The sequence below is a fragment of the Paenibacillus thermoaerophilus genome, assembly GCF_005938195.1.
In the GTDB taxonomy this organism is placed as follows: Bacteria; Bacillota; Bacilli; order Paenibacillales; family Reconciliibacillaceae; genus Paenibacillus_W; species Paenibacillus_W thermoaerophilus.
Genome location: NZ_VCQZ01000003.1, coordinates 192880 through 216610, shown reverse-complemented (window position 1 = coordinate 216610; position 23731 = coordinate 192880). Strand labels below are relative to the sequence as shown.

The window sequence follows — 23731 nt, the reverse complement described above, 5'->3', positions numbered from 1 at the left end:
TCGCCTGCCTTTCGATCCTAGCACAGGGAACAAAAGCAAGCCTAGCTGTAAGTATTGCCAACGGCTCTGCCGGGAAAAAAACACGGGTTTGCGACTTGGCGCAAAACCCGTGTCCGGACAAGGATTTTAAAGGGCGGAACCGCCGAACAGGAAGCGGTACTCCCAATGTTTTCCGGCAATCGAATCGGTGCGTACGCCGCCGGACGCCTTCGAATACGTATGCAAAATTTGGCCGTTGCCGAGGTAGATCGCGACATGCGAGATTCTCGCCTTGCTTTTGTCGATTCCCGCATAATCGGACGCTTTTGTTCCTTTGTAGTCGGTGAAGAAGAGAAGGTCTCCCCGCTTCAACTGCCTCCAGTCGGTTTTCACGGGGCCGCGCGATTTGACGTAGCTGCCCTGGGAACGCGAATCGGCCGGCAGCTTAACTCCGATGCCCTCCAGGAAAATGTGCCGGATCAGATCGGAGCAATCGAACGTGCTCGTGTTGTTCCGGTTGGAGCCGTATTCGTATGGAGTCCCCAAATATTTCATGCCGGTGGCGATCACTTTTTCAATCTGCGCGCTGGCGGACCCGCCGCTTCCCGGCACAGGCTTGACCGTCGGCGATCCGCCCGTCGCGGGGACGGAGCCCGAAACTTGAATGTATTTGGAGCTGGTACTTATGTACCCCGTTTGGCCTTTCGAATCCCGAACCTGATACCAATAATCGTTCACCTTGGATAGGATCGTAACGGTTTCGCCTTTTGGCAACAGCCGGATTACCGAAGACGAAGTGGAAGGGCTTGTCCGCAAATTGACGCCCGAAACGACGACGCCCGAGGCGGACTTCGTCCCGGCCGACGCGCCGGAGCCCGAGGACACCTGCAGATATTGGGAAGAGGTGCTCACATAACCGGTTTTGCCTTGTGAATCTTGGATTTTGTACCAGTACGAATTGACTTTTTGCACGACAGTGACTTGTTCGCCTTTTTTCAGCAACCGGATAATTTTGCCCGACGTCGACGGTTCGGCGCGCATGTTGACGGCGTTGACGACGGTCGCTTGAGTGTCGGTTGCCGCATAAGCGGACGTGACGGACAGGGGGGCGACAACAGTTGTGGCGGTGGCGATCATAAGGGCGATAGCCATACGCTTCATGGTGAATCCCTCCGTGTTTCATAGACTTCAATTCGACTATAGCATAGGGTAAACTGGAAACTAACAGGTAAATGAAGCCAACTGGAAGATTGCTAGATTGGGAAAACAGGAAAACGGAAGGGGGAAACAGGTGATAAGACCTAGATTCCGGCCCGCTTTTTCGGAGAAATTCAGGCATAAAGACCTTTTTGATTCCGGATTAAGGAAATAAACAGCAAATTGTTCCAGTATGGAAAATGGGAAAATAAGACCACCGCCGCAGGGAGGCGTTTATCATGATGGAGGAAATCAGACCGTTACGGCAGGAGGAGCTTGACGCGGCCATCGACCTGTCTTCTTACGCGTTTCAATTCGAGCTGCCGCCGGAGGAGAGGAAAAAACGGATACGGACGATGGTGCCGGAGGAGACGCTCGGATACTTCGTTGAGGGCAAGATGGCGTCGAAGCTGACGGTTCTGCCTCTGCGCGTATTCCTGAACGGGGAAAGCGTGCCGATGGGCGGCGTGGGCGGCGTGGCCACTTGGCCGGAATACCGACGGGGAGGCAAAGTCGAACGGCTGCTGCATGCCGCGCTGGCGCAGATGAAGGAGCGGGGGCAGAACTGGTCGATGCTGTATCCGTTTTCAGTGCCGTTCTACCGGAAATACGGATGGGAGCTGTTCGCCGACGAGAAGCGCTACAAAATTCCCCGCGACAAATTCCCCCGGCTGCCGGAAGTTCCGGGGCGCATGGAGGACGCAAGCGGCAATTACGAGCTGCTGAACGCGGTGTACCGCCAATGGGCGGTCCGATACAACGGCATGCTGGACCGCACCGAGTCCTGGTGGGAACATCGGGTGGCGGGCGGACGCAAACCCGGGCGCGCGCTTGTATACCGCGACGCGTCCGGACAGGCGCAAGGATACGTCATCATGCAGGTGCGCGACCGCTTGGCGAAGGTGCATGAGCTGGTCGCGTTAACGGAGGAAGCGAAGCGGGGCATCTGGAAGCTGCTTAGCGATCACGATTCGATGGCGGATTGGATCGAGATGACGGTAACGGCCGATGACGATCAGTTGGATCTGCTGCCGGAGCCGAGGGTGGACATCGGGGTGACGCCATATTTCATGGCGCGGATTGTCGATATCGTTCCGGCCTTGAGGGAGTACCGGTTCGCGCCGGGCCCCGGCGCGGAATCGGCGGCGATTGCCGTCCAGGACGAACATGCGCCGTGGAACGAGGGCCTTTACCGGCTGGAATGGTCGGCGGAAGGGACATTAATCGCCGCTGACCGCGTCGGAGAGCCGGGGCAGGGCGAGACGGACGGTTCGCTGCCCCGGCTGAAGGCCGGCATCGCGCCGCTCGCCGCCATGCTGATGGGATACCGCCGGCCGGCCGCGCTGGCGCGGCAAGGCCGAATATCGGGCGATCCGGAAGCGATTGAGCTGTTGGAGCGGCGATTGCCGGTTCGGCCGACGGGGTTCGTGGACTTCTTCTGAGCCTGGGAGGCTTCCGGCGGTTTACGGTCCGCGTGCCTCGATCAAGCTGACCAGCTTGGCGGCTGAGCGTTGGGTCGATAGCCAGACAATGTCGCCGCCGGCGGGAAGAAGGAGGCGAACGGCTCGGCCGGGCGCGGCGTTGTCGTACATCAGCAGCAGTTCCGGGACGTCCCCGCTGTACCGGGAGGTACGCACGTGAAGCGGCGGCGTCAGCTCCAGACGCAGCATGCGGCCTTGTTTCATCTCCCCGCCGGATTGCGGCGCATCTCCGGAGATGGAAGCGAGCAAGGCCGACGCTTCGCGGCGCAGCTCGTCCGACAGCGTCCACGAACCGATGACGCGGCCTTCCCGCAAGTCGTACAGCTCGGCCCGCCCTGAGCGGAGCCGGTCCGTGCCGCCGCGCTCGGCGAAAGCCGCGTGCGCGGGTGCGTGAAGCAGGGGATCGGGCGCCGCCCCGGCTGCGAGGATGGCGGCGGCCAGTATGGGGATTAAGACGATCGGTTTCACGAGTATCTCTCCGATTCATGTTCTCTTTCATAAAAGCTCGTAATGCCGCACAAGGCGGCCTGTGTTCTCGGACGGGAACATCAGGCCGTTCTCCTTTTCTTCTCAGCTTATCCAACTTATCCGCGGCTTACCCCTGCGCGGGCAAACCGCGAGACGCGGCGGCACCGGTCCCCGGGTCCGTGCCGTTCTCCGACTAAGGTCCAGCCGCAAAAACCGACGTGCGTCCGTTTTGGATGGGTCTGTCCTTCCCTAGAATAAAGACATAAGCAAACGATAAACGAAAGGCGGTGGCGACTCGGTGAGAAATCAGAAGGCATTCGGGATCTTTCTTCTCTTCTGCGGCACGCTGGTGCTGTTGAATGTGCTCGGTTGGTCGTTGGGTTGGTTGTTCAAGATCATCATTCCGGTGGCCATGGTGGCGATCGGGTATCTCTGGGTCAAACGGGGAAGCCGGTTCTGGGGCTGGGTGCTGACGGTGTTCGGGATTGTTTGTCTGCTGGGCAAGCTGACGTGGCTGATCGGCTTGGCCTTCGCGGCCGCGCTGATCTGGTTCGGCATCTCGACAATCCGCGGAAAAACGTATTAACGGACTGAGGCCATGACGAAGGAGGATTCGAAGGTGAGCATTCTTAAACGCGTGCAAACGATCACGACCGCCCAGTTGAACGAATGGCTGGAGCAGTCTTCCGATCCGGTGCGTACCATCGACCAGTTGCTCGGCGAGCAAAGGGAGCAGATGGAACGCTCCGACAAGCTTTACCGGCAGATGCTGGTGCATACCGAAAATTTGCGGGTCCGGATGGAATCGGCGCAGAAGCTGGCGGCCCGCCGGGCCGAACAGGCCGAGCTGGCGGTGAAGGCCGGCGAGGACCGGCTGGCGCGTCTCGCACTGCAGGAGAAGCTGCAGCATGAGGCGGATGCGCAGCGGTACCGCGAACTGTACGAGGAGAGCCGCGAAGCCGCGGCGGAGCTGCGGGAGCAGTTGGAAAATCTGCGCGCGGAATACCAGGAAGTGCTGTCGAAGCGCGAATATTACACGGCCCGGATGGAGACGCTGCGCTTGCAGAAGCGGATGAACGACTGGCGGGGGTCGGGGGGCTTGACGGTCGGTCTCCGGGCGTTCGACCGGCTGGAAGACCAGGTCAGGGAGATGGAGCTGGAAAGCCGGGCGCTGCGCGAGGTTCGCCGGTATGGCCAGGCCAACGCGGCTTACGGAGGATCGGCCGACGCGTCGAATCTGGAGCGCGAGCTCGACGCGCTGAAGCGCAAGCTGGTTCAGCAGGAAGGAGGAACCCTGCAATGAAGTTGTATCGGTCCGTTCGGGACAAAAAAATAATGGGCGTCTGCGGGGGGCTGGCCGAGAGCTTTAACGTCGATCCGACGCTGGTCCGGCTGGTGACGGTCGCCACCGCGTTTTTCTCGGCGGGCACGGTCATTCCGATCTACATTATCGCGGGGATGGTTATGCCCAAGGACCCGACCTCGACGGGCTTCGGCCCCGGCTTCGGAGGTCCGGGAGCGTACCACGCGGGGTACGGCGGCGGTTACGGCCAGCCTTACGGCGGTCCGTACGGCGGGCAGGCGAACGCTTCGCAAGGCGGCTACGGCGCGCCTTACGGCGGCCAAGGCTACGCCGGAGGCGCAGCGGCTTCCGCTTCCCATACGGCTTCGCCCATCGACGAGGCGATGAAGGATCTGGAGAAAAAAGCGCTGCAAAAAGAGATTGAATATTTGAAAGCGAAACTTTCCAAATACGAGAAGGGAGATCAATAAGATGAGCGTATTCAAACGGATCGGCGACATGACGAGGGCTTCGATTCACGAGCTGTTGGACAAAGTGGAAAATCCGGTGGTCATGCTGAACCAGTATATTCGCGATATGGAAGAGGAGATCGCGCAAGCCGAGGTCACGGTCGCGAAGCAAATGGCCAACGAGCGCAAGCTGCTCCAGCAATGGAAGGAAGCGGAGCGCGCCGCGGCTGCCCGCGAGCAGAGCGCGGAAGAGGCGCTGAAAGCCGGCAACGAAGCCGCTGCCCGTCAAGCTCTGGAACAAAAGCTGTTCTTCGCGGGCAAAGCGAAGGAGCTGTCGGAGCTGCACACGCATTCCAAAGCGCAGGCCGAGGAACTGCTCAAGCAGCTTCAAGAGATGAAGGAGCAATTTTACGCGATGCGCAACAAGCGCAACGAGCTGGCGGCCCGGGCGCAGTTGGCCCAGGCGAAGAAGCAGATCGCTCAAGCGGGCGTGACGCATTCCATCGAATCCGGCTCGGCGGCTCGCGGCTTCGCCCGGATGGAGGAGAAGATCATGCAGATGGAAGCCGAGGCGGAAGTGGCCGGCCTGCGCATCCCTCCTTACGGAACGGCAGCCGGCACGCCGGTCAGCGACGCCAAAATCCTCGAAGTCGACGAGCAACTGGCGGCGCTGAAAGCGAAGCTGGGGGTCCAGCCGTCCGATCCCGTCGCGAACGAAGCTTAACCGAAGCCGGATAACAGGCAGGGCCGGGGCCTTAAGGGGACCCGGCCCTTGCCGCTCGGGGCATCCCGATCGCGGCCGGGACTGTTCGCCGGGAGGCAGTCTGTGATATGCTAGTCCTCGAATAATCGGGGGAGGAGGAGGGCGATCATGCAGCGGAGCAAACGAAATACCGCCTTGTTTATTCTGGCGGCGCTCGTGTTTCTGATGATGGACCGCATCTTTTCGGCGGGTACGATGATCGCTGTCTTTCTCTTGGCGCTGGGCGGTCTGCGGCTTAAGACGAAGCCCGACAAAATCGCTTACGCCTCGCTGATTATCGGGGTCATCCTGCTGATGCATCTGGCTTGGGCGCTGCTGCTGGTTGTGCTGGGATTGTCGCTGTTCTTCTATTACCGGCAGACGCAGCATCTCCGGATGAAAGACTGGAACCATGTGCGGAAGTACCGGATCGCCGAAAGCCTGAAGTGGGACCGCGATCCGTATGTGCTGAGCAATACGAGCCTGTGGACGGCGTTCGGCGAATTCCGGATCGATCTCTCGCTTGCGATGGCGGGGCCGGAAACGACGCTTGTGCTGCAGGGACTCGCCGGAGACGTCGACATCTTCGTTCCCGAGGACTGGGGCGTCTCCGTGGAGGCCATCTCGGCGGTCGGCCACTATGAGGTGGGACCGGAAACGCGCAGCGGCCTGGGCGGCCGGCTGTTGTGGCGGTCTCCCAATTACGATGCCTGCGCGCAAAAGTTGAATCTTTCGCTGTCTTTTTTCGTAACAGATGTTAAAGTGAAACGGATCTGACCGGACGAATCGCGCGAGATTATTTGCGGAAGCGAGGGCGAGGGGACATGAGGCGCAAGCTGACGAACTGGATATGGCGTAGCTTGAGGGAATCGGTCGTAATCGCCTTGTTCCTGATCGCCGCCGTACTTTATACGCTGGATTCGTTTTCGCTGATCGATTGGCCGCAGCAGTGGTTGAAGGCGGCTCAGGCGGCTCTTGCGCTGATCGCCATCGGTTTGGCGGTCGGGCTCGCTTACGGCTTGTGGCACAGCTTGCGGGTGAAGGAGCGTCTGGACAAGCTTCACGATCTGACGATCGCTTGGGAGAAAGGCAATCTCTCGCAAAGCTTGCCTGCCGATTTGAACGGGGAGGACGAATTCGGACAGTTGGGAAACCGTCTGCAGCGGATCGGGAAAATGTGGGAGTCGCAGGTCACGTCCCTGCAGCGGCTCTCGACGCATAACGCGGAGCTGGCCGAGAAGGCGAAGCTGTCGGCGATCGTCGAGGAGCGCCAACGGCTTGCCCGGGAGCTGCACGATGCCGTGAGCCAGCAGTTGTTCGCCATCTCGATGACCGCAACGGCGGTGCGGCGCGGCTTGGAGAAGGACCCCGTCAAGGCGGCGAGGCAAATCGCGCTGATCGAAGAGATGGCGTCCGTCGCCCAGTCCGAGATGCGGGCGCTCCTGCTTCATCTGCGTCCCGTGCACCTCGACGGCAAGCGGCTTGCGGAAGCGCTGACGGAGCTGATGGAGGAGCTGCGCCTGAAAGTGCCGATGGAGATGGATTGGAGCATCGAGGACGATCTGCGGCTGCCCAAGGGCATCGAGGATCATCTGTTCCGGATCGTGCAGGAAGCGCTGTCGAACGCGCTTCGCCATTCCAAGGCAAATCGTCTGGAAGTATCGATCCATACTGTGGGGGACGGGGAAGTGCTCCGGCTGACGGTGCGGGACGATGGCGTAGGCTTCGAGTTGGACGACAAGAAATGGACGTCGTACGGCATGATGACGATGCGGGAGCGCGTCAGCGAGATCGGCGGCACGATCCAGATTCTCACCGCTCCCGGTCAGGGAACCCGCTTGGATATACGCGTGCCGCTACATACCGGGGCAAAGGAGGAAACGGGAGACGATGGAGAACAAGACGATTAAGGTGCTGCTGGTCGACGATCACGAGATGGTTCGGATCGGTCTCGCGGCGATGCTCGACACGGAAGACGGAATCGAAGTGGTCGGAGAAGCGTCCGGCGGACGCGACGGCATTCGGCTCGCGCAGGAATACAAGCCGGATGTCGTGCTGATGGATCTGGTCATGGAGGAGATGGACGGGATCGAGACGACGCGCCGCATCATGCAGCAGCTCCCCGATTGCAAAGTCATCGTGCTTACGAGTTTCCTGGATGACGAGAAGATGTATCCCGTTATCGAAGCGGGGGCGTTCAGCTACCTGCTGAAGACGTCCAGAGCGTCGGAGATCGTGCAGGCGATTCGCGCGGCCGCGGCCGGGCAGCCGATCCTCGAAGCGCAGGTGGCCTCGAAGATCATGAACCGGTTCCGTCAGCCCAAACCGGCCAAAGCTCCCCACGAGGAGCTGACCGACCGCGAGATGGAAGTGCTGCGTCTGATCGCCAAGGGCAAATCCAACCAAGAGGTGGCGGATGAGCTGTTTATCGGCGTCAAGACGGTCAAATATCATCTGACCAACATTTTCACGAAGCTTGGGGTCGAGGATCGGACGCAGGCGGCGATCTACGCGTTCAAGCACGGACTTGCGGATTAACGCCCCGGACGTTCCGTCAGGAACGCCTGCTCACGATCCAGCCTTCCAGCGGTTTCGGCCGGTAACGCCGGCCGTCCGGACCGTACAGCGGCCGAAGGGCCGGCCATCCGACAGCGGGCGGCAGCAGGGCGAGCGTCGACAGCGTCTGCAGCGCTTCCGTCGCCGCAAGCAGGCGGTCGGCCCAGCCGCCCGGACCGGCGATGGCGGGATCCGGCCAAGGGCCCGGGGATGCGCGCAGGCGGTCGGCCAGCAGCTCCCGGTCCGGCCGCAGGAAGCCGTCGTTCTCCCGCACGATCCCGTATTCCGGCAAGTCCGGCTTCTCCGGATAGAAACGGCGGAGCCAGGAACGGACGGCGGGGAATTCCTGATGCGCCTCCTTCAAAAAAGCGTTGTACGCTTCGACGACCCGAAGGATTCGATCGGCGGCGCGCGAACGGTCGGCTTCGACGGTAATAACGGCCGTGCCGCCGGTCGCTTCCTTCACCCGGATCTCCAAGGCCCCGTCCGCCGTCCGGATGACCCCTTCCGGATGGGAGACCGGCTCGCCGCCGTCGAGGCGGTACAGCAAATCCTCGGCCTGAACGGAAGGCGAGTCGAGGCCGCTCCATTCCGCCAGCCTGCCGCGGAAGTCGGAGAAGAGGAACGCTTGCCCCGACCCGGTGCCGGTTGAACGGATCGCCAACTGGACGGTGTCGTCCTCCGGCTGGTGCAGGAGCTGGGCGGCGATTCCGAAGGACGTTGCGTTCACCGCGTCCCGCAGTCTGCGGAGGGCGGCCCCGTACGTATCCGACCCGAACAGCACAACCGTGCCGCGGGCGACCGAATCGCCCCTCCGCAGCTCGAACTCGTGCACGCCCTTCCAGTCGGATGCCGCCGCCCCTCGCGGGAAAGGTCGGCTCCTGTTCACTTGGGCCGAAGCGGGCCTCAAGATTTCCAGACGGATCGAGCCCGGACGGGCCGTGCCGACAACCCGGACTTCCATCGCATGAGGATGGCTAGTTCGGGTTATTCGTCTGTTCCATACCGAAGCGGGCGAATCCGACTTGAGCCCTTCGGCGGCGGCGTGCAGCCGGACGGCCGATTGAACGGTTCTCCGCAAGCCGTCGGCGGCGGCGCGCAGCGCAAGCTCCGCGTCGTGCCGCGCCGGCGGCTTCGTTATTTCCGCGCGTTCGGCCGGCGCCTGCTTGATTTGCGTATATCTGTAAAATTCATTATAGTTCCTGTAGGCGTCCGAAGGACGTTCGCGGTTCAACAGCATGTAGGTTCCTCCATCGGGAGCTGTCGCCGGCCGAGCCGTTCGGCCCATCTCTCGACAGGGCGGTCTGCATGGGTTATCCTGATTATACCATAGGCGCCGGACGGAAAAGATGCACGAAGGGCCTAATTTCGATAGAATATAGGGAAAGAATACTGGGAAAGGCGAAGGACAGGAAAGGACCGACTCGCATGGATACATGGCAACTGGTCGCGCTGATCGCCGTCATCGGCATCGCGCTGTGGTTCATGAAGGCGATGAGCGACAAGTGGCGGGATAAATAACAAGGTTCCGCAAGAATCGTCTCCGCTCTCCGCCAAAAAAACACGCCGGCCCGAAGGCCGACGGCGCCCCGTTATATCATCAGCACGAACAAGTGGGCCACGGAACCGAGGTCCAGGGTGACCCTCGGGCCGAAAAATCCTTCCGGAACAAACGGGTTGTCGTATGGATCTCGTTCGTGCTCCCGCGTGTGAACGGTTTTTTGCTGAACCGAATCGGCTTTGTTTTTTTTCTTTTTCGCCGCGCCGCGTTTGCCTGCGCGCGCTTCTGACGCCAGCAAGGGGGCGTCTCCGGCTTCCTCGTTCAGCACAATCTTGCCGCCGTCCACCCGGCTGAGCATGCCGTATAGATGCGTGCCGTCGTGTTTGACGGCGCAGATCGGCAGACCGATCAGATCTTTGCAGTAGTCGGGTGAAATGGGATGTACCAGATGCAAGTTCCCACCTCCTCTTTAAGCCTAATTCAGCGTATGCGGAGAACAGGCAAAAGGGGAGGAGCAATTCGGCGGTATACCGGCCCAATTTTTCGGCCGGAAGCAGGGGAACGCCGGGACGCCGCCCGCCGGGTCGATTCCGGCCGGATCGGCGGACGGCAAATCGGCAGCGTTTCATCCTCGGCAAGGGAGGAATCGGTCTGATCGCGAACGTCAAGATGAAAAACGGGACTTTCGGGTTTGTGCTGGTGTTGTTGCTGTTGGCGGGCTGGTGGATCGGCGGCCGGATGTCGGCGGCTTCCGACGCGGAGACGAGAAAGCTGGCGGGAGCGGCCGCTCCCTGGATGGCGGACGGCGCGCGTATGAAGTGGGAGCTTGTCCGGAATTGGGAGGTCCCCGATAACGACAGATTGGAGCGGGTCCGGACGTATGCGAGGCGAATCGGAGCGGGAGACTGGGAAGAGGAATCATCCGCAGGCGGCAAGCTGCTGCGGACCTCGGCCCGTTGGAAGTTCCGCTCGGGCGACGTGGACGTCACGCTGCTGGCGGGCGGCGACCCGGCGCGTGTCACGGTGCTCGTCCGCGGCGGCGCGGATAACCCGGCGGAGGCGGCTGCGGGTGTGAGCCGGGCCAAAACGAAGCTGGCTGAGGCGCTGCGCGGGCTTGGCCTTGACGACGGAGCGGCGGGTTCCCGGCTGGCTGTGCAAGGAACGCTTCGGCCGGACGCAGAGCCCGGCAAAGCGCTCGATTCCGCAGCGGCGGCGCTGTCCGCGAAGGAACTGAACCGCTATCGGGATGCCGCCACGATCAGCGCTGCGTACCGGACGGACAAGCTGACCGAATACGGCTCGCCGCCGGGGGCTTTTGACTCCGGCAATCTTCAAGCTGCCGTTCACCGCAACTCCGAGACGGGCGAAATGATCTTTGTGCTCGGAACGCCTGTTCTTGGCGGAGATTTTGTGATACACTGAATATTATTTTTGATACATCACAACTGCAATCGGGTAAAGGGTGACGAAGTTGAGCAACCAGGTGAACGGACATCAACCCGCAGCCGACTCGGCGTCGGTCAGCGCGGTGTTATACATTTTCGGGGCGACGGGGGATCTGGCCAAACGCAAGCTTTTCCCCGCCATCTACGCGCTTTGGCGCGAAGGATATCTGAAAGGAAACTTTGCGGTCGTCGGATTGGCGCGCCGCCCGCGCACGGACGAGCAGTTCCGTCAGGACGTATACGATTCCATCCGGGAATTCGCCCGTTACAAGAACGAGGACGGCTCGGAATGGGCGTCGTTCGCGGACCATTTCTTCTACCAGTCGCTGGACATCCATAACCTGGAGGGCTTCCGCCAACTGAACGAAACGACGGAACGCCTGGAACGGCAGTTCGATATTCCGGGCAACCGCCTGTTCTATCTGGCGCTGGCTCCCGAGCTGTTCGGCACTGTCTCCCGCAATCTGCGGGGCGGAGGCTTGCTGGAATCTTCGGGCTGGCAGCGCGTCGTCATCGAGAAGCCGTTCGGCTACGACTACGAGTCGGCGGAGCGGCTGAACCGCGAGCTGGGCGAGGTGTTCCGGGAGGAGCAGATTTACCGCATCGACCACTACCTCGGCAAGGAAATGGTTCAGAACATCGAAGTCGTGCGGTTCGCCAACGCGTTTTTCGAGCCGCTGTGGAACAATAAATACATCGCCAATATCCAGATTACGCTCAGCGAGACGGTTGGCGTCGAAGATCGCGGCGGCTATTACGACCACTCCGGAGCGCTGCGCGACATGGCGCAAAACCATATGCTGCAGATGGTGACGATGATGGCGATGGAGCCTCCGAGCCGGCTGAATCCCGAAGCGATCCGGGACGAGAAGGTGAAGGTGCTCCGCTCGATCCGCCGTTACTCGAACGCCGACGAGGTTCGGGCCAACGTCGTTCGCGGCCAATATACGGCCGGCAGCCTGAAGGGCGTGCCGGTCAACGGCTACCGCGACGAGCCGAACGTCGCGCCGGACTCCGTGACGGAGACGTATTTTGCGGCCAAGGTGATGGTCGACAACTTCCGCTGGGCCGGGGTGCCGTTCTACATCCGGACGGGCAAACGCCTGCCGACGAAGACGACCGAAGTCGTGGTCGAATTCAAGAACGTGCCGGAAAATGTGCATTTCGCCCGGAAGACGAAGCTGGAGCCGAACCTGCTCGTCTTCCGCGTCAATCCGCTGGAAGGCATCTATATCAAAGTCAACGCCAAACAGCCGGGATCGGGATGGGGGATCGTGCCGGTGGCGATGGACTTCTGCCAAAGCTGCCAGGTTGGCCTGAACACGCCGGAGGCGTACGAACGGCTGATCTACGACGCAGCCCGCGGCGACTCGACGTACTTCACCCGCTGGGACGAAGTCGCGCTCGCTTGGAAATTTATCGACCGCATCGCGGACGGCTGGCGGGAGAGCCATGACGATCTGTATTTTTATCCGGCCGGATCGTGGGGACCCGAAGCCGGTCACGAGCTGCTGGCGAGAGACGGTTTCCGCTGGTGGCCCGTGCATGGACAAGACGAAGGCGAGGTTGTCTGGTCGGCGGCTCGGCCGACCTGACCGGTTCCGCGCGAGTCAGGCGTTTCCCGGATGGCATTCGGGAAGCGCCTGTTTTTTTGGGGAAACGCGGGCGGCGGCTCGCCGGAATCCCAGGAACCGTCATCGTTTCACCCCAACTGCTCCCCGTGGTATAATGAGAATAGGTGTGTCTACTCCGATGGACGGGAAGTGATTGGAATGGATCGCAGAAGCTTTTTGAAGCGGTTGCTCGGTCTATTGGTGATCGGCGCCGCGGGAGCGGGAGGATGGGCCTGGTGGCGGGGACGCGAATCGGGAGCCCCGACGTCCGTCGCGCTGCCGTCGTCCCAGCCCGTGCCCGCCTCTTTTCCGTCCTCTACGCCGCAGGCGGCCGAGGCGACGGAACCGATTTTTTCGTTTTTTATATTCAGCGATACCCACATCAATCCCGACCTTCCGAAATACACGGAACATTTGCATCAGGCGATCAAAGACACCCTCGATTTCAAAGAGGGCAAGGTCGAAGCGATCGTCATTACCGGAGACGTCACCGACTACGGGCGCGACCGCGACTATAAGGAGTTTTTGTCCATCATCGGCAATTACAAGCTGCCGCCGCTGATGGCGAATATGGGCAACCACGATTATTACAGCATCCATTTCACCGCGGACGGCAAATGGAGTTCGGAGACCGCGCCCAACGGCAAAAAAGACGCCGATTCCCGCGAGCGGTTCATGAAGGTTTTTAATTACGAAAAGCCGTACAACGATTTCTGGATCAACGGCTGCCATATCATCATGCTGTCCCAGGAGGCTTATATCCAGGAGCGCCCGGAGGTCGGCGAAGGCGCCTGGTATTCGGACGAGCAGTTGGAATGGCTGAAGGAGAAGCTGAAGAAGCACGCGGACGGCAGTCCGGCATTCGTCATGATCCATCAGCCGCTGCCGGCCATCGGGCAGGACGGGGGCTCGCACCGGTTGATCCGGGCGAAGGCGTTCCGCGAAATCCTGAAGCCTTACAAAAACGTGTTTGTCTTCTCCGGACATACGCATCGGGACTTCCGTTTCGTGGAAGACCATTACGTGAAGGAAACGTTCCACTGGTTCCACAATTCGTCCGTGGCCCGGGTGAACAACCGCCAGTACCAGGAGGTCGCCGCCAAATCGTCGCAGGGCATGTACGTCGAAGTGTTCGCGGACCGCGTGCGGGTGAGGGGCCGCGAATTCAGCGACCGAAGCTGGATCAAGGGCGCGGACTGGACAGTAAAATTGGTATAGAAGGGTAACGCCGCTCCGCGCGGCGCAAAGAGAAAGGAATGGAACGATTGAGCATATCGCTGCAAGAAGAGCTGCGCCAAGAGGTCGCCAGACGGCGGACGTTCGCGATTATTTCACACCCGGACGCCGGGAAAACGACGCTGACGGAGAAGCTGCTGCTGTACGGCGGGGCGATCCGTCTGGCGGGTACGGTCAAGGGGCGCAAGGCGGCCAAATTTGCGACGTCCGACTGGATGGAGATCGAAAAGCAGCGGGGCATCTCGGTTACGTCGTCCGTCATGCAGTTCGACTACAAGGGCCACCGCGTCAACATTCTCGACACGCCGGGACACCAGGACTTCTCCGAGGATACGTACCGGACGCTGACGGCCGCCGACAGCGCGGTGATGCTGATCGACTGCGCCAAAGGCGTCGAGGCTCAAACCAAAAAGCTGTTCCAGGTGTGCCGGAAACGGGGCATCCCGATTTTTACGTTTATCAACAAGCTGGACCGCGAAGGGCGCGATCCGTTCGATCTGTTGGAAGAAATCGAAAACGTGCTCGGCATCCGCTCCGTTCCGATGAACTGGCCGATCGGCATGGGCAAGCAGTTCTGTGGCGTCTACGACCGGGTGAAAACCCGCGTTGAGCTGTTCGACCACGCCGGGGACCACAGCGAGATTCGGGTGCGCGAGGTCAGCGGCTTCGAAGATCCGATCATCCGGGAGATCGCGGGAGATCACCTCGCCGACCAATTGCGCGACGAGATGGCGCTGATCGACGTAGCGGGCGATCCGTTCGATCTGGACAAGGTGCTGGCGGGCGAGCTGACGCCGGTATTTTTCGGCAGCGCGATCAACAACTTCGGCGTGCAGACGTTCCTTGAGAATTTCCTGCGTCTGGCGCCGGCTCCGACGCCGCGCAATTCCACGGATGGCCTGATCGAGCCGACGAATGAAAGCTTCTCCGGTTACGTGTTCAAGATTCAGGCGAACATGAATCCGGCGCACCGCGATCGTCTGGCGTTCCTGCGTATCGTCTCCGGCAAGTTCGAGCGGGGCATGAGCGTCCGGCACGTGCGTGCGGGCAAGGACATCAAGCTGTCGCAGCCGCAGCAGTTTCTGGCGCAGGACCGGGATATTATCGACACGGCTTATCCCGGGGACATCGTCGGGTTGTTCGATCCGGGCATCTTCCGCATCGGCGATTCGCTGTGCCGGACGGGGCGCACGCTGGAGTTCAACGAGCTGCCGACGTTCTCGCCGGAACTGTTCAGCAAGGTGTCGATCAAAAACGCGTTGAAGCAGAAGCAATTCCTGAAGGGGATTGACCAGTTGACCGAAGAAGGCACCATTCAGGTGTTCAAAACGGCCGGATTCGAGGAGCTGGTGCTGGGCGTCGTCGGGCAACTGCAATTCGAGGTGCTGGACTACCGCATGAAGCATGAATACGGGGTCGAGATCCAGCTTCAGCGCCTGCCGTTCCAGTTCGCGCGCTGGCTCGTCGGCGACAAGATCGATCCGTCGAAGTTCCGTATCAACTCCCAACTGGTGAAAGACAAAAAGGACAATTTCGTCGCGCTGTTCGAGAACGAATACGCGATGCGCACGGCGATGGAGAAAAATCCGGATTTGCAGTTTCTGGAGACGGCGCCGTAAGGCTGCCGGCAACGGGTATAACGGGAAAAGCGGTTGAGCCGGGAACGGCTGGCCGCTTTTTTTCATTTAAGGGGAGTTCGATGGACGGTCCGGATTCGGCGGCCGCGAAGCGTGATTGCGGAGGGATTGCCATTCGCACGGGCGGCTGCCGTTAACGGGTTGACAGACGGTGCCGCTCGTGCGAAAATGTACGCGTGTACATTAATGAACGCGCGTACATTGCGCGATACGGGAGGAGACGATACCCATCTCGACGCGTAAAGAGGTCGCCAAGCTGGCCGGCGTATCCGAAGCTACGGTCTCGCGGGTGCTCAACGGCGTCGGGCCGATCAGAGAAGAGACGCGCCGCAAGGTGCTGGAAGCCGCCGAACGGTTGTCCTATCATCCCAGCGCGATCGCCCGAAGCTTTGCCCGCCGCCGCAGCGGCAATATCGGAGTCGTGCTGCCGCATGTTCCGAAGGTGCATTTGTTCTCGACGTATTATTTCTCCGAAGTGCTGAGCGGAATCGGCGAAGCGGTCCGCGAGGCGGGATACGATCTGCTGCTGCTATTCCGCGCGATCGACGAGACGCCGGATTATCCGTTGTATTACCAGACGCAAAAAATCGACGGCTGTCTCCTGCTGGGCACGATGGACACCGCACGGGAGCGGGAGGCGCTCGACAGGCTGGCGGAGCAGGATTTGCCGTTTTGTCTCGTCAATCAACATTTTTACGGCAAGCCGTATCCCTCGGTGGACGCGGATCATATTCGGGGGGCTGCATCGGCCGTCCGGCATCTGCTTGAGCTGGGGGTTCGCCGCGTCGCCTTCGTGAACGGGCCCGCCGCCTATTCGAGCAGCGGGGAGCGGCTTCGGGGCTACAGGCAGGCGCTGACGGAAGCCGGGATAACGTTCGATCCGGGCCTCGTGCTTGAGGGAAATTACAGCCGGACGAGCGGCGTCCGGGCCGGCAATGAGCTGCTACGGCGGCGCGGCGGTTACGACGCCGTCTTCGCGGCGAACGACCGGATGGCGATCGGCGTCATGCAAGCGTTCAAAGCGGCCGGCGTCGAAGCCGGGCGGGAGCTGCCGATCGCCGGCTACGACGATTCGGACGCGTCGAGGCTGTCCGATCCGCCGCTGACGACGGTGAAGGTTCCGTTCTACGAGATGGGGCGGCTGGCTGCGGAACGGGTGATTCGCCGGTTATCCGGCGATGGCGCGCGGGAAGAGACAACCGGAGAAAGCCGATTGCTGCTGCCGACAGAGTTGATCGTGAGGCAATCCACATCCAATTGGGGAGGATGAAACGGGATGAAGCCATCCTACAACGTGGGAATGATCGGTTACAAATTTATGGGCAAGGCGCACAGCCACGCTTACCGGGATCTGCCGATGTTTTTCCCGTCGGTGCCCAAACCGGTGATGAAAGCGATCTGCGGGCGGGACCCTGCGGGCGTATCGCAGGCCGCGTCGCAGTTCGGATGGGAACGGTATGTCACCGATTGGCGCGAGCTGGTAAACGATCCGGAGATCGACCTGATCGACATCAACGCGCCCAGCAACGCTCACAAGGACATCGCGTTGGCGGCGGCCCGGGCCGGGAAGCATCTGTTCTGCGAAAAGCCGCTCGCGCTGACACTCTCGGACGCCCGGGAGATGCTGGCGGCGGCGGAAAAGGCCGGGGTCAAGCATATGGTCGGCTTCAACTACCGGTTCGCTCCGGCTGTGCAGTTGGCCCGCAAACTGGTGCGGGAAGGCCGTCTCGGACGGATTCATCATTTCCGCGCCTGGTTTTTGCAGGATTGGATTCTGGATCCGGAGTTCCCGCTTGTCTGGCGGTTGGACCGCGAAGTGGCGGGATCGGGCTCTCACGGCGATCTGGGTGCGCATCTGATCGATCTGGCGCATTTCCTCGTCGGTGAGATGACGGAAGTGATCGGCATGAGCGAGACGTTCGTGAAGGAGCGTCCGATGCCGTCCTCAATGACCGGGCTCAGCGCCAAAGGCAGCAGCGATGCGCCGCGCGGGCCGGTAACGGTCGACGACGCGACGCTGTTCCTGGCACGCTTCGCGAACGGCGCTCTCGGCAGCTTCGAGGCGACCCGGTTCGCAGGAGGACACCGGTGCACGAATGCGTTCGAGATCAACGGCAGCAAAGGCAGCGTGAAGTTCGATTTCGAGCGGATGAACGAGCTCCAGGTGTATTTTACGGACGACGCTTCGGATGTGCAGGGCTTCCGCCGCGTGCTGGCCACCGATCCGGCGCACGCGTACAGCGAAGCCTGGTGGCCCCCGGGGCATACGATCGGATACGAGCATACCTTCATCCACGAGACGGTCGAGTTGATGCAAGCGCTTGCGGAGGATCGCCAGCCGGTGCCCAATTTCCGGGACGGCGTCGCCTGCCAGCAGGCGCTGGAGGCGGTGGAGGTCTCGATCGCGGAGCGGCGCTGGGTGCGGATCGACGAGCTTTGATCCGGGATAAAGTTCGGGCGAAACACACGGCATGAAGAGAAAGGGAGCGTACAGGATGGGAGAACAGACAGGAGCGGCGCCCAAGGCGCTGATCGTGTGGGGCGGATGGCTCGGCCACCAGCCCCGGGAGGTCGCCGAAATTTTCCGCGGCTTGCTCGTTTCGGAAGGGTTCGAGGTGGAAGTGTCCGATACGCTGGCTTCGTTCGACGACGGCGACAAGCTGAAGTCGCTTGACCTGATCGTGCCGGTATGGACGATGGGGGAAATCGCGAAGGAGCAGGTGGCCAACGTATCGCAGGCGGTACAGGCCGGCGTCGGGCTGGCGGGCTGTCACGGCGGCATGTGCGATTCGTTCCGGACGAATGTGGACTGGCAGTTCATGACCGGAGGGCAATGGGTCGCACACCCCGGCAACGACGGCGTGAAATACACGGTGAACATCGCGAACACCAGCAGTCCGCTTATGGAAGGCCTGGATGATTTCGTCGTCAGGAGCGAGCAGTACTACATGCATGTCGATCCGGCGGTCGAGGTGCTGGCGACGACGCGGTTTCCGACCGTTCCGGGCCCCCATTCGCTCAACAAGGCGGTCGACATGCCCGTCGTCTGGACCAAGCGCTGGGGAGTGGGCCGCGTCTTTTACTGCTCGCTGGGCCACCAGACCAACATCGTCGAGATGCCGCCGGTGAAGGAGATCATGCGGCGGGGACTGTTATGGGCTGCGGAAGGCAAAACGAAGTACGGCTTGCGCGGCGCGGATGGCCGGGCGGGAACCGGAGTCTACAGCGGCATGGCCGACAACCAGTATTAAGCGGGGAGAGCAGCATCATGCATAAAGTGAAAGCCGGTCTGATCGGATGCGGCAATATCAGCGCCGCTTACTTGCGCAATAAACATACGTTCGACGCGATGGAGATCGTCGCTTGCGCCGACCTCGACGCCGAGCGCGCCCGGCTAAAGGCCGAGGAATTCGGCATTCGCGCGGCGACCGTCGATGAACTGCTGAACGATCCGGAGATCGAACTGATCATCAACCTGACGATTCCGAAGGCGCACGCGGAGGTGAATCTGCAAGCGCTTGAAGCGGGCAAGCACGTCTATGTGGAGAAACCGTTCGCCGTCACGCGCGAGGAGGCGAAGCGGGTGCTCGACACGGCGGCCCGGCTCGGTTTGCGCGTCGGCAGCGCTCCGGATACGTTCCTCGGCGGCGGCATCCAGACGGCGATCAAGCTGATCCGCGACGGCTGGATCGGCACGCCGGTGGCGGCCTCGGCGTTTATGATCGGACGCGGCCACGAGCATTGGCACCCGGCTCCGGAGTTTTATTACGAGGCCGGCGGCGGCCCGATGTTCGACATGGGCCCGTACTATTTGACCGCGCTAGTGGCCATGCTCGGACCGGTGGTCCGGGTGACGGGCTCGGCCAAAGCCTCTTACCCGACGCGCACGATTCTCAGCGAGCCGCAGCGCGGCAAGGTGATCCCGGTAGAAGTGCCGACGCATGTGACGGGCGTCCTGGACTTCGCGAACGGCGCCGCGGCAACCGTCATCATGAGCTTCGACGCGTTCGGCGGCACGAGTCTGCCCCGGATCGAAGTATACGGCAGCCAGGGCACGCTGGTCGTGCCGGACCCGAACACGTTCGGCGGTCCGGTGCTGATCCGCCGCGCGGGCGAGAAGGAGTTCAGCCCGGTGCCGCTGACGCACGGCTATACGGAAAATCTGCGCGGTCTGGGTCCCGCCGATATGGCGGCGGCGATCCGCAGCGGGCGTCCGCACCGCGCGAACGGCGAACTCGCCTATCACGTGCTGGAGGCGATGCACGGCTTCCATGACGCGTCGGCGCAAGGCGTTCATTACCGCATGACGAGCACCTGCGAATCCCCGCAGCCGATGGCGATGGGGCTGATCAAGGGCGAATTGGACGCCTGAACGGCCCCCGCCGCGCCACAAAAGCGGGCGGGCCCAAAAGTAGGCTGCTCACATAAAGGACACTTGGCGGTGCGCAGGAAGATGATCCCCGCACCGCCATTTCTTGCCTTTCGCCAAAGTTCGGACCGGTTTGCTTCATCGGCGCGAAATGGGGGCGTGGGGAGGGGCCAGCCGACCGTGGCAAGTCGAAAAAATCGACTTGCAGCGGGGAAAACGAGCCGAATCGCCCGCGCAGGTCGAAAATATCGACTTAATCGGGCGCGATACGCTGCCGCCGGTGGCGCTCCTTGCCGCCGGTCCGCTCAATCGTACCGGAACAGCGTGCCCGCCGTTGCCGAACCCGCGCACGCGCCGTACGCCTCCTGGGCGCGGGCGGCGGGGTAGACGGCCCCGATCAGCGGCTTCACGGAGATGCGGCCCTCCGCGAGCAGCCGGATATATTCCCGCATGTTGCGGCCTTCGGTCCAGCGGACGTAGCCGACCGGATAATCGAGATTGTCCCGCTCGTAGCGGGCATCGTAGCGCCCCGGCCCGCCGGCCCGCGACACCAGCACCTGCGCTTCCTTCTGGAACATCAGGCCGCGCGAGAAATTCGCCGTCACGTTGCCGACGAGCACGATCTTGCCGCGATCGCGTACCCACCCGAACGAGGCGTCGATCAGCTCCTGTCCGTCTCCGCCCGCGCACAGCAGCACGGCGTCCGCGCCGTCTCCGCCGGTTATATCGGCCAGCGCCGCTTCCAGATCCGCTCGCGTCGAGACCGCCAGCGGCACGCCGCAGGCGGATAGCTTGGCGGCGCGCTCCGCGTTCAGGTCGTACCCGACGACCGGACAGGCCGCGGCGGCAGCGATCTGGCAAGTCAGATGGCCGAGCAAGCCGAGTCCGACCACAACCGCGGATTCGCCGAAGCGCAGATCGGCCACGCGCAACGCGTGGATCGCGATGGCTCCCAATCCGGCGAACGCGGCTTCCTCGGGGGCGACGCCGTCCGGCACCGGCGCGGTCAGATTGACCGGCACGGCGATCCGCGACGCGTGGTGCACATAAGGGGCGCCGTAGCAGGCCACGCGTTGGCCCGGCTTCAGCTCCGTCACGCCGTCGCCCGCGCGTTCGACGATGCCGACCGCGTTATAGCCGAGCACGACGGGCCGCTCGCCCGACCGCCTGATCATATCCAGCTCCGTGCCGGGGCTGATCGCCGAATATTCCGTGCGGACCAGCACGTGGCCGGGCAGCAGCTCCGGCTCCGGAGCTTCTTCCGCATAGACGGCTCCGCTGCGGGCGACGATCCTCGTCACCGTGTTGCCGCCGGCGTTGATTCCGTTCATCGGTTTTCTCCTCCCGTAGGCGCCTTGCCGCCCGAGAAATGCTTCCGGTATTCGCTCGGCGATACGCCCGCATATTTTTTGAACGTGCTGGCGAATGTGGACGAGTTCAAATACCCGGCTCTTTCGCCGATTTCCGCGACAGTCAGATCGGTTGTCGTCAGCATTTCTTTGGCGTGGGCCAGCCTGACCTTGTTCAAGTATTCGATAAAATTCATGCCGAACGACTTTTTAAAATAATTGGAGAAATACTTCGGGCTCGTCTCCAGTTGCTCCGCCATATGATCGAGATGCAGGCAGTGCATGTAGTTGCGCTCGATATACTGGGCGATCGACGCCGCATTCAGCTTGCTTTTGGTTTCCCGTAAGCCTCCGCGGGCGATGGTTCGCGCCGCTTCGGCCAGCGCGTCCCGCACTTCGCCCGCGTGCAGGGCGGATTCGACCCGCTTGACGAATTCCGCTTCGAGCGCCTGCGCGGTTTTGCCGGCGTCGGATTCGTTCGTTTTGAAGTCGGCGTGCTTCAGCAGCTCGTAAAAGGCCGTCTTCGCCACCGCAACCAACTGGTGATGAGGGACGCGCCGCTCCGTATTCCAAGCGAACCATTCATCCATCAGGCGCAGACATTCCCGTTCGTTGCCGCCCGCGAGATAATGGGACATCTTCTCGATCGCGTCCAGCCGGACGCTTACGCTGCGGCCGTAGCGGATGGCGGAGGCGTCCGTCAGTTCGTCCTGCGAACCGGCGGGACGGTTCCGCAAGCCGTCGGCCGCTTCCCGGTACGCCTGGGCGCAGTGCTGGACGCCGGCGGGGTAGAGACGGCCGACCGCGCCGATCAGATCGCAGCCGGGGCCTAGTTCACGCTTCGCTTGCTTGACGAACGGGGTGAGCAGGCGGACGGCGCGCTCCCGGTCCCCGGCCCGGCTTACGCCAATCATCGCCACGTAACGGTCCCCGCCCGCATGCAGCGCATAAGCGTCCGGGAACCGTTCCCGCAGGCCGTCCCCGAGGATCGTCTCGATCCGGTCGGTCGAGGGCTCATCGGACGAATCGGCATCGCCGGTTCGCCGGACGTCGAGGAGCGCCATGAGGAAATACGGCTCCTTGAACCGGTCCGCGACATACGTCTGCATGCGCTGGCGCGTCTCCCGCGACGGAGCCCGGTCCCCGACCGCGTCCAGCAGCGCAACCCGCCGCAGCTCGCGGTCCGCCTCGTCGAGCCGGGCTTGATAGCGCTCGTTTTCTTCCTTGAGCCGGACAATGGCCGAGAGAATCGCCCGAAAGTCGATCTGCCGCGGGTCCCGTCCGCCCATCGCCTTAAAGATGACGCGCATCGGCTTGTATAGATACAGGCTCAGAATCGCGGATAACACGACCGCGAAGCCGATGGCGATCGCGATAATCTGCAGATTGGCGTCCCGCGTCAAGTTCATGTCGGCGAAGGCGTAAGGCTGTTTGTGCACGTATGTGAATTCGTTGTATTCCGACCGGTAGATGTTGTACTCGTAATCTCTCGTCTGCAGCGTCGTTTTATCGGCAGAGCCGGCTTTGAGCTCCTGCATCAGCTCGAACAGGCTCGTTTCCTCCGTATTGAGGATCACGTTCTGCTCGGCATCCAGCATCACCAGCGCGGTTCCCTTCATCATCGCCGCATGGTTGGCGTGAAGCATCAGCTTGTCGACGTTCAGAAAAACAAGAATATTGTAAGGCGAGGACAAGTTGCTGGCCGCAATCGCGAGCAACTTGCGCGAGCTGCCGTTAACGGCGCCTGTCTCGTGGTTCCATTGGCTGTACCACTGGGCGGGAAGTATTCGCGCCGGGTGCGAGGTTTGGGCGAGCGACCGCCAAAATTCCTCGTTGTACTGCCGGTTGCCCAGCTTCATTCGGAACAGGTCGGACAGGCGGATCGTGCCGGCCGTCGTAATCGCCAGATCGGAATCGCGGCGGAAGACGACGACCTCCTCGATGTAGTCGTAGGCGCGGACGATCTGCCGCAGATCGTCGTTCATCAGATACACCTCGTGCATATCCATGCTCTCGGAGCCGCGGCCGTCGGTCGTCTGGAGCAGCGTCCGGTACGGCATGTTCTGGATGGCGTAAATGATGTCGTAGACGTTCTTGAAGGTGTCGTCGAACACGCGGATCATGTTCTGCACGACCAGCCTGTTTTTTTCCCCAACCTGCTCATATATGCCTTCCACCGAATTCCGGTACACCAGATAATTCGAAATAAACATCACCGTCACGATCAGCAGCAGCGCCAAAAAGATCTTCAGAAACCCCCGGTTGACCAACCATCTCAGCTTCGGCATCTTTCAACCCCCCGTGAAAGATAGGCCCAGACATACAGGAACGTTATCGCGGAAGCTCTCTAACGGTTCTTGTATTTCAGCGGCAAACGCTCCGACCTCTTCATGAAGGCGATCCGTT

22 protein-coding genes are annotated in these 23731 nt (G+C 61.6%); 16 read left to right on the top strand and 6 right to left on the bottom strand.

Annotated elements, in window-relative coordinates; translation table 11 throughout:
• Positions 1-126: 126 nt before the first annotated feature.
• Positions 127-1140, bottom strand: a complete 1014-nt coding sequence (locus FE781_RS03840; RefSeq protein WP_138788304.1) for a C40 family peptidase — start codon at positions 1138-1140, stop codon at positions 127-129.
• A gap of 275 nt (positions 1141-1415) precedes the next feature.
• Here FE781_RS03840 and FE781_RS03835 point away from each other — a divergent pair, with 275 nt between their 5' ends.
• Entirely contained in the window at positions 1416-2618 is a 1203-nt protein-coding gene (locus FE781_RS03835; protein ID WP_138788303.1) for a GNAT family N-acetyltransferase, read from the top strand.
• A 21-nt stretch (positions 2619-2639) separates the two neighbouring features.
• On the opposite strand, the gene FE781_RS03830 is transcribed toward FE781_RS03835, so the two are convergent.
• Positions 2640-3125 carry a hypothetical protein gene (locus FE781_RS03830; protein ID WP_138788302.1) on the bottom strand — a complete coding sequence of 162 codons (486 nt, stop codon included), beginning with the start codon at positions 3123-3125 and terminating at the stop codon, positions 2640-2642.
• A gap of 298 nt (positions 3126-3423) precedes the next feature.
• Here FE781_RS03830 and FE781_RS03825 point away from each other — a divergent pair, with 298 nt between their 5' ends.
• From FE781_RS03825 to FE781_RS03795, 7 genes are all read left to right on the top strand, one after another.
• The gene (locus tag FE781_RS03825) at positions 3424-3711 is read left to right on the top strand and encodes a LiaF transmembrane domain-containing protein (protein ID WP_138788301.1); all 288 of its coding nucleotides are present in this window, start codon (positions 3424-3426) and stop codon (positions 3709-3711) included.
• 33 nt (positions 3712-3744) lie between these two features.
• Positions 3745-4428 (top strand): PspA/IM30 family protein, encoded by a 684-nt coding sequence (locus tag FE781_RS03820; protein ID WP_138788300.1) that lies wholly within the window; start codon positions 3745-3747, stop codon positions 4426-4428.
• A complete protein-coding gene (locus FE781_RS03815) occupies positions 4425-4898 on the top strand; it encodes a PspC domain-containing protein (protein ID WP_138788299.1) in 474 nt (157 codons plus the stop codon). Before FE781_RS03820 ends, FE781_RS03815 begins: the two co-directional genes overlap by 4 nt.
• Before the next feature lies 1 nt (position 4899).
• Positions 4900-5601: a PspA/IM30 family protein gene (locus tag FE781_RS03810; RefSeq protein WP_138788298.1), complete on the top strand. Its 702-nt coding sequence runs from the start codon at positions 4900-4902 to the stop codon at positions 5599-5601.
• A 147-nt stretch (positions 5602-5748) separates the two neighbouring features.
• Positions 5749-6396 carry a cell wall-active antibiotics response protein LiaF gene (gene liaF, locus FE781_RS03805; protein WP_138788297.1) on the top strand — a complete coding sequence of 216 codons (648 nt, stop codon included), beginning with the start codon at positions 5749-5751 and terminating at the stop codon, positions 6394-6396.
• Between the two features lie 47 nt (positions 6397-6443).
• Entirely contained in the window at positions 6444-7529 is a 1086-nt protein-coding gene (locus FE781_RS03800; protein WP_138788296.1) for a sensor histidine kinase, read from the top strand.
• Entirely contained in the window at positions 7510-8157 is a 648-nt protein-coding gene (locus FE781_RS03795; protein ID WP_138788295.1) for a response regulator transcription factor, read from the top strand. The genes FE781_RS03800 and FE781_RS03795 overlap by 20 nt, the downstream gene beginning before the upstream one ends.
• A 16-nt stretch (positions 8158-8173) precedes the next feature.
• On the opposite strand, the gene FE781_RS03790 is transcribed toward FE781_RS03795, so the two are convergent.
• Together FE781_RS03790 and FE781_RS03785 are read right to left on the bottom strand one after the other, a co-directional pair.
• Positions 8174-9415: a hypothetical protein gene (locus FE781_RS03790; protein ID WP_138788294.1), complete on the bottom strand. Its 1242-nt coding sequence runs from the start codon at positions 9413-9415 to the stop codon at positions 8174-8176.
• A gap of 352 nt (positions 9416-9767) precedes the next feature.
• The gene (locus FE781_RS03785) at positions 9768-10130 is read right to left on the bottom strand and encodes a hypothetical protein (protein ID WP_138788293.1); all 363 of its coding nucleotides are present in this window, start codon (positions 10128-10130) and stop codon (positions 9768-9770) included.
• Between the two features lie 239 nt (positions 10131-10369).
• Between FE781_RS03785 and FE781_RS03780 the strand changes: the two genes are divergently transcribed.
• The 8 genes from FE781_RS03780 to FE781_RS03745 all read left to right on the top strand — a co-directional run bounded on the left by FE781_RS03780 (position 10370) and on the right by FE781_RS03745 (position 19979).
• Entirely contained in the window at positions 10370-11098 is a 729-nt protein-coding gene (locus FE781_RS03780) for a hypothetical protein (protein ID WP_170209408.1), read from the top strand.
• Positions 11099-11147: 49 nt separating this feature from the next.
• Positions 11148-12716 carry a glucose-6-phosphate dehydrogenase gene (gene zwf, locus FE781_RS03775; RefSeq protein ID WP_246068023.1) on the top strand — a complete coding sequence of 523 codons (1569 nt, stop codon included), beginning with the start codon at positions 11148-11150 and terminating at the stop codon, positions 12714-12716.
• A gap of 177 nt (positions 12717-12893) precedes the next feature.
• Entirely contained in the window at positions 12894-13952 is a 1059-nt protein-coding gene (locus tag FE781_RS03770; protein ID WP_138788291.1) for a metallophosphoesterase family protein, read from the top strand.
• Positions 13953-13990: 38 nt separating this feature from the next.
• Complete coding sequence (locus tag FE781_RS03765) at positions 13991-15589, top strand: peptide chain release factor 3 (RefSeq protein WP_379252758.1); 1599 nt, start codon at positions 13991-13993, stop codon at positions 15587-15589.
• 241 nt (positions 15590-15830) lie between these two features.
• On the top strand, positions 15831-16877 hold the full coding sequence (locus FE781_RS03760) for a LacI family DNA-binding transcriptional regulator (protein WP_138788290.1): 1047 nt from the start codon (positions 15831-15833) through the stop codon (positions 16875-16877).
• Positions 16878-16883: 6 nt separating this feature from the next.
• Complete coding sequence (locus tag FE781_RS03755; RefSeq protein WP_138788289.1) at positions 16884-18047, top strand: Gfo/Idh/MocA family protein; 1164 nt, start codon at positions 16884-16886, stop codon at positions 18045-18047.
• 55 nt (positions 18048-18102) lie between these two features.
• Positions 18103-18858: a ThuA domain-containing protein gene (locus tag FE781_RS03750; RefSeq protein WP_138788288.1), complete on the top strand. Its 756-nt coding sequence runs from the start codon at positions 18103-18105 to the stop codon at positions 18856-18858.
• A 17-nt stretch (positions 18859-18875) separates the two neighbouring features.
• The gene (locus tag FE781_RS03745) at positions 18876-19979 is read left to right on the top strand and encodes a Gfo/Idh/MocA family protein (protein ID WP_211346291.1); all 1104 of its coding nucleotides are present in this window, start codon (positions 18876-18878) and stop codon (positions 19977-19979) included.
• Between the two features lie 302 nt (positions 19980-20281).
• Here the strand turns inward: FE781_RS03745 and FE781_RS03740 are convergent, their stop codons facing one another.
• Together FE781_RS03740 and FE781_RS03735 are read right to left on the bottom strand one after the other, a co-directional pair.
• Complete coding sequence (locus FE781_RS03740; RefSeq protein WP_379252772.1) at positions 20282-21277, bottom strand: zinc-dependent alcohol dehydrogenase; 996 nt, start codon at positions 21275-21277, stop codon at positions 20282-20284.
• Between the two features lie 26 nt (positions 21278-21303).
• Complete coding sequence (locus tag FE781_RS03735; protein ID WP_138788286.1) at positions 21304-23613, bottom strand: helix-turn-helix domain-containing protein; 2310 nt, start codon at positions 23611-23613, stop codon at positions 21304-21306.
• Positions 23614-23731: the final 118 nt, after the last annotated feature.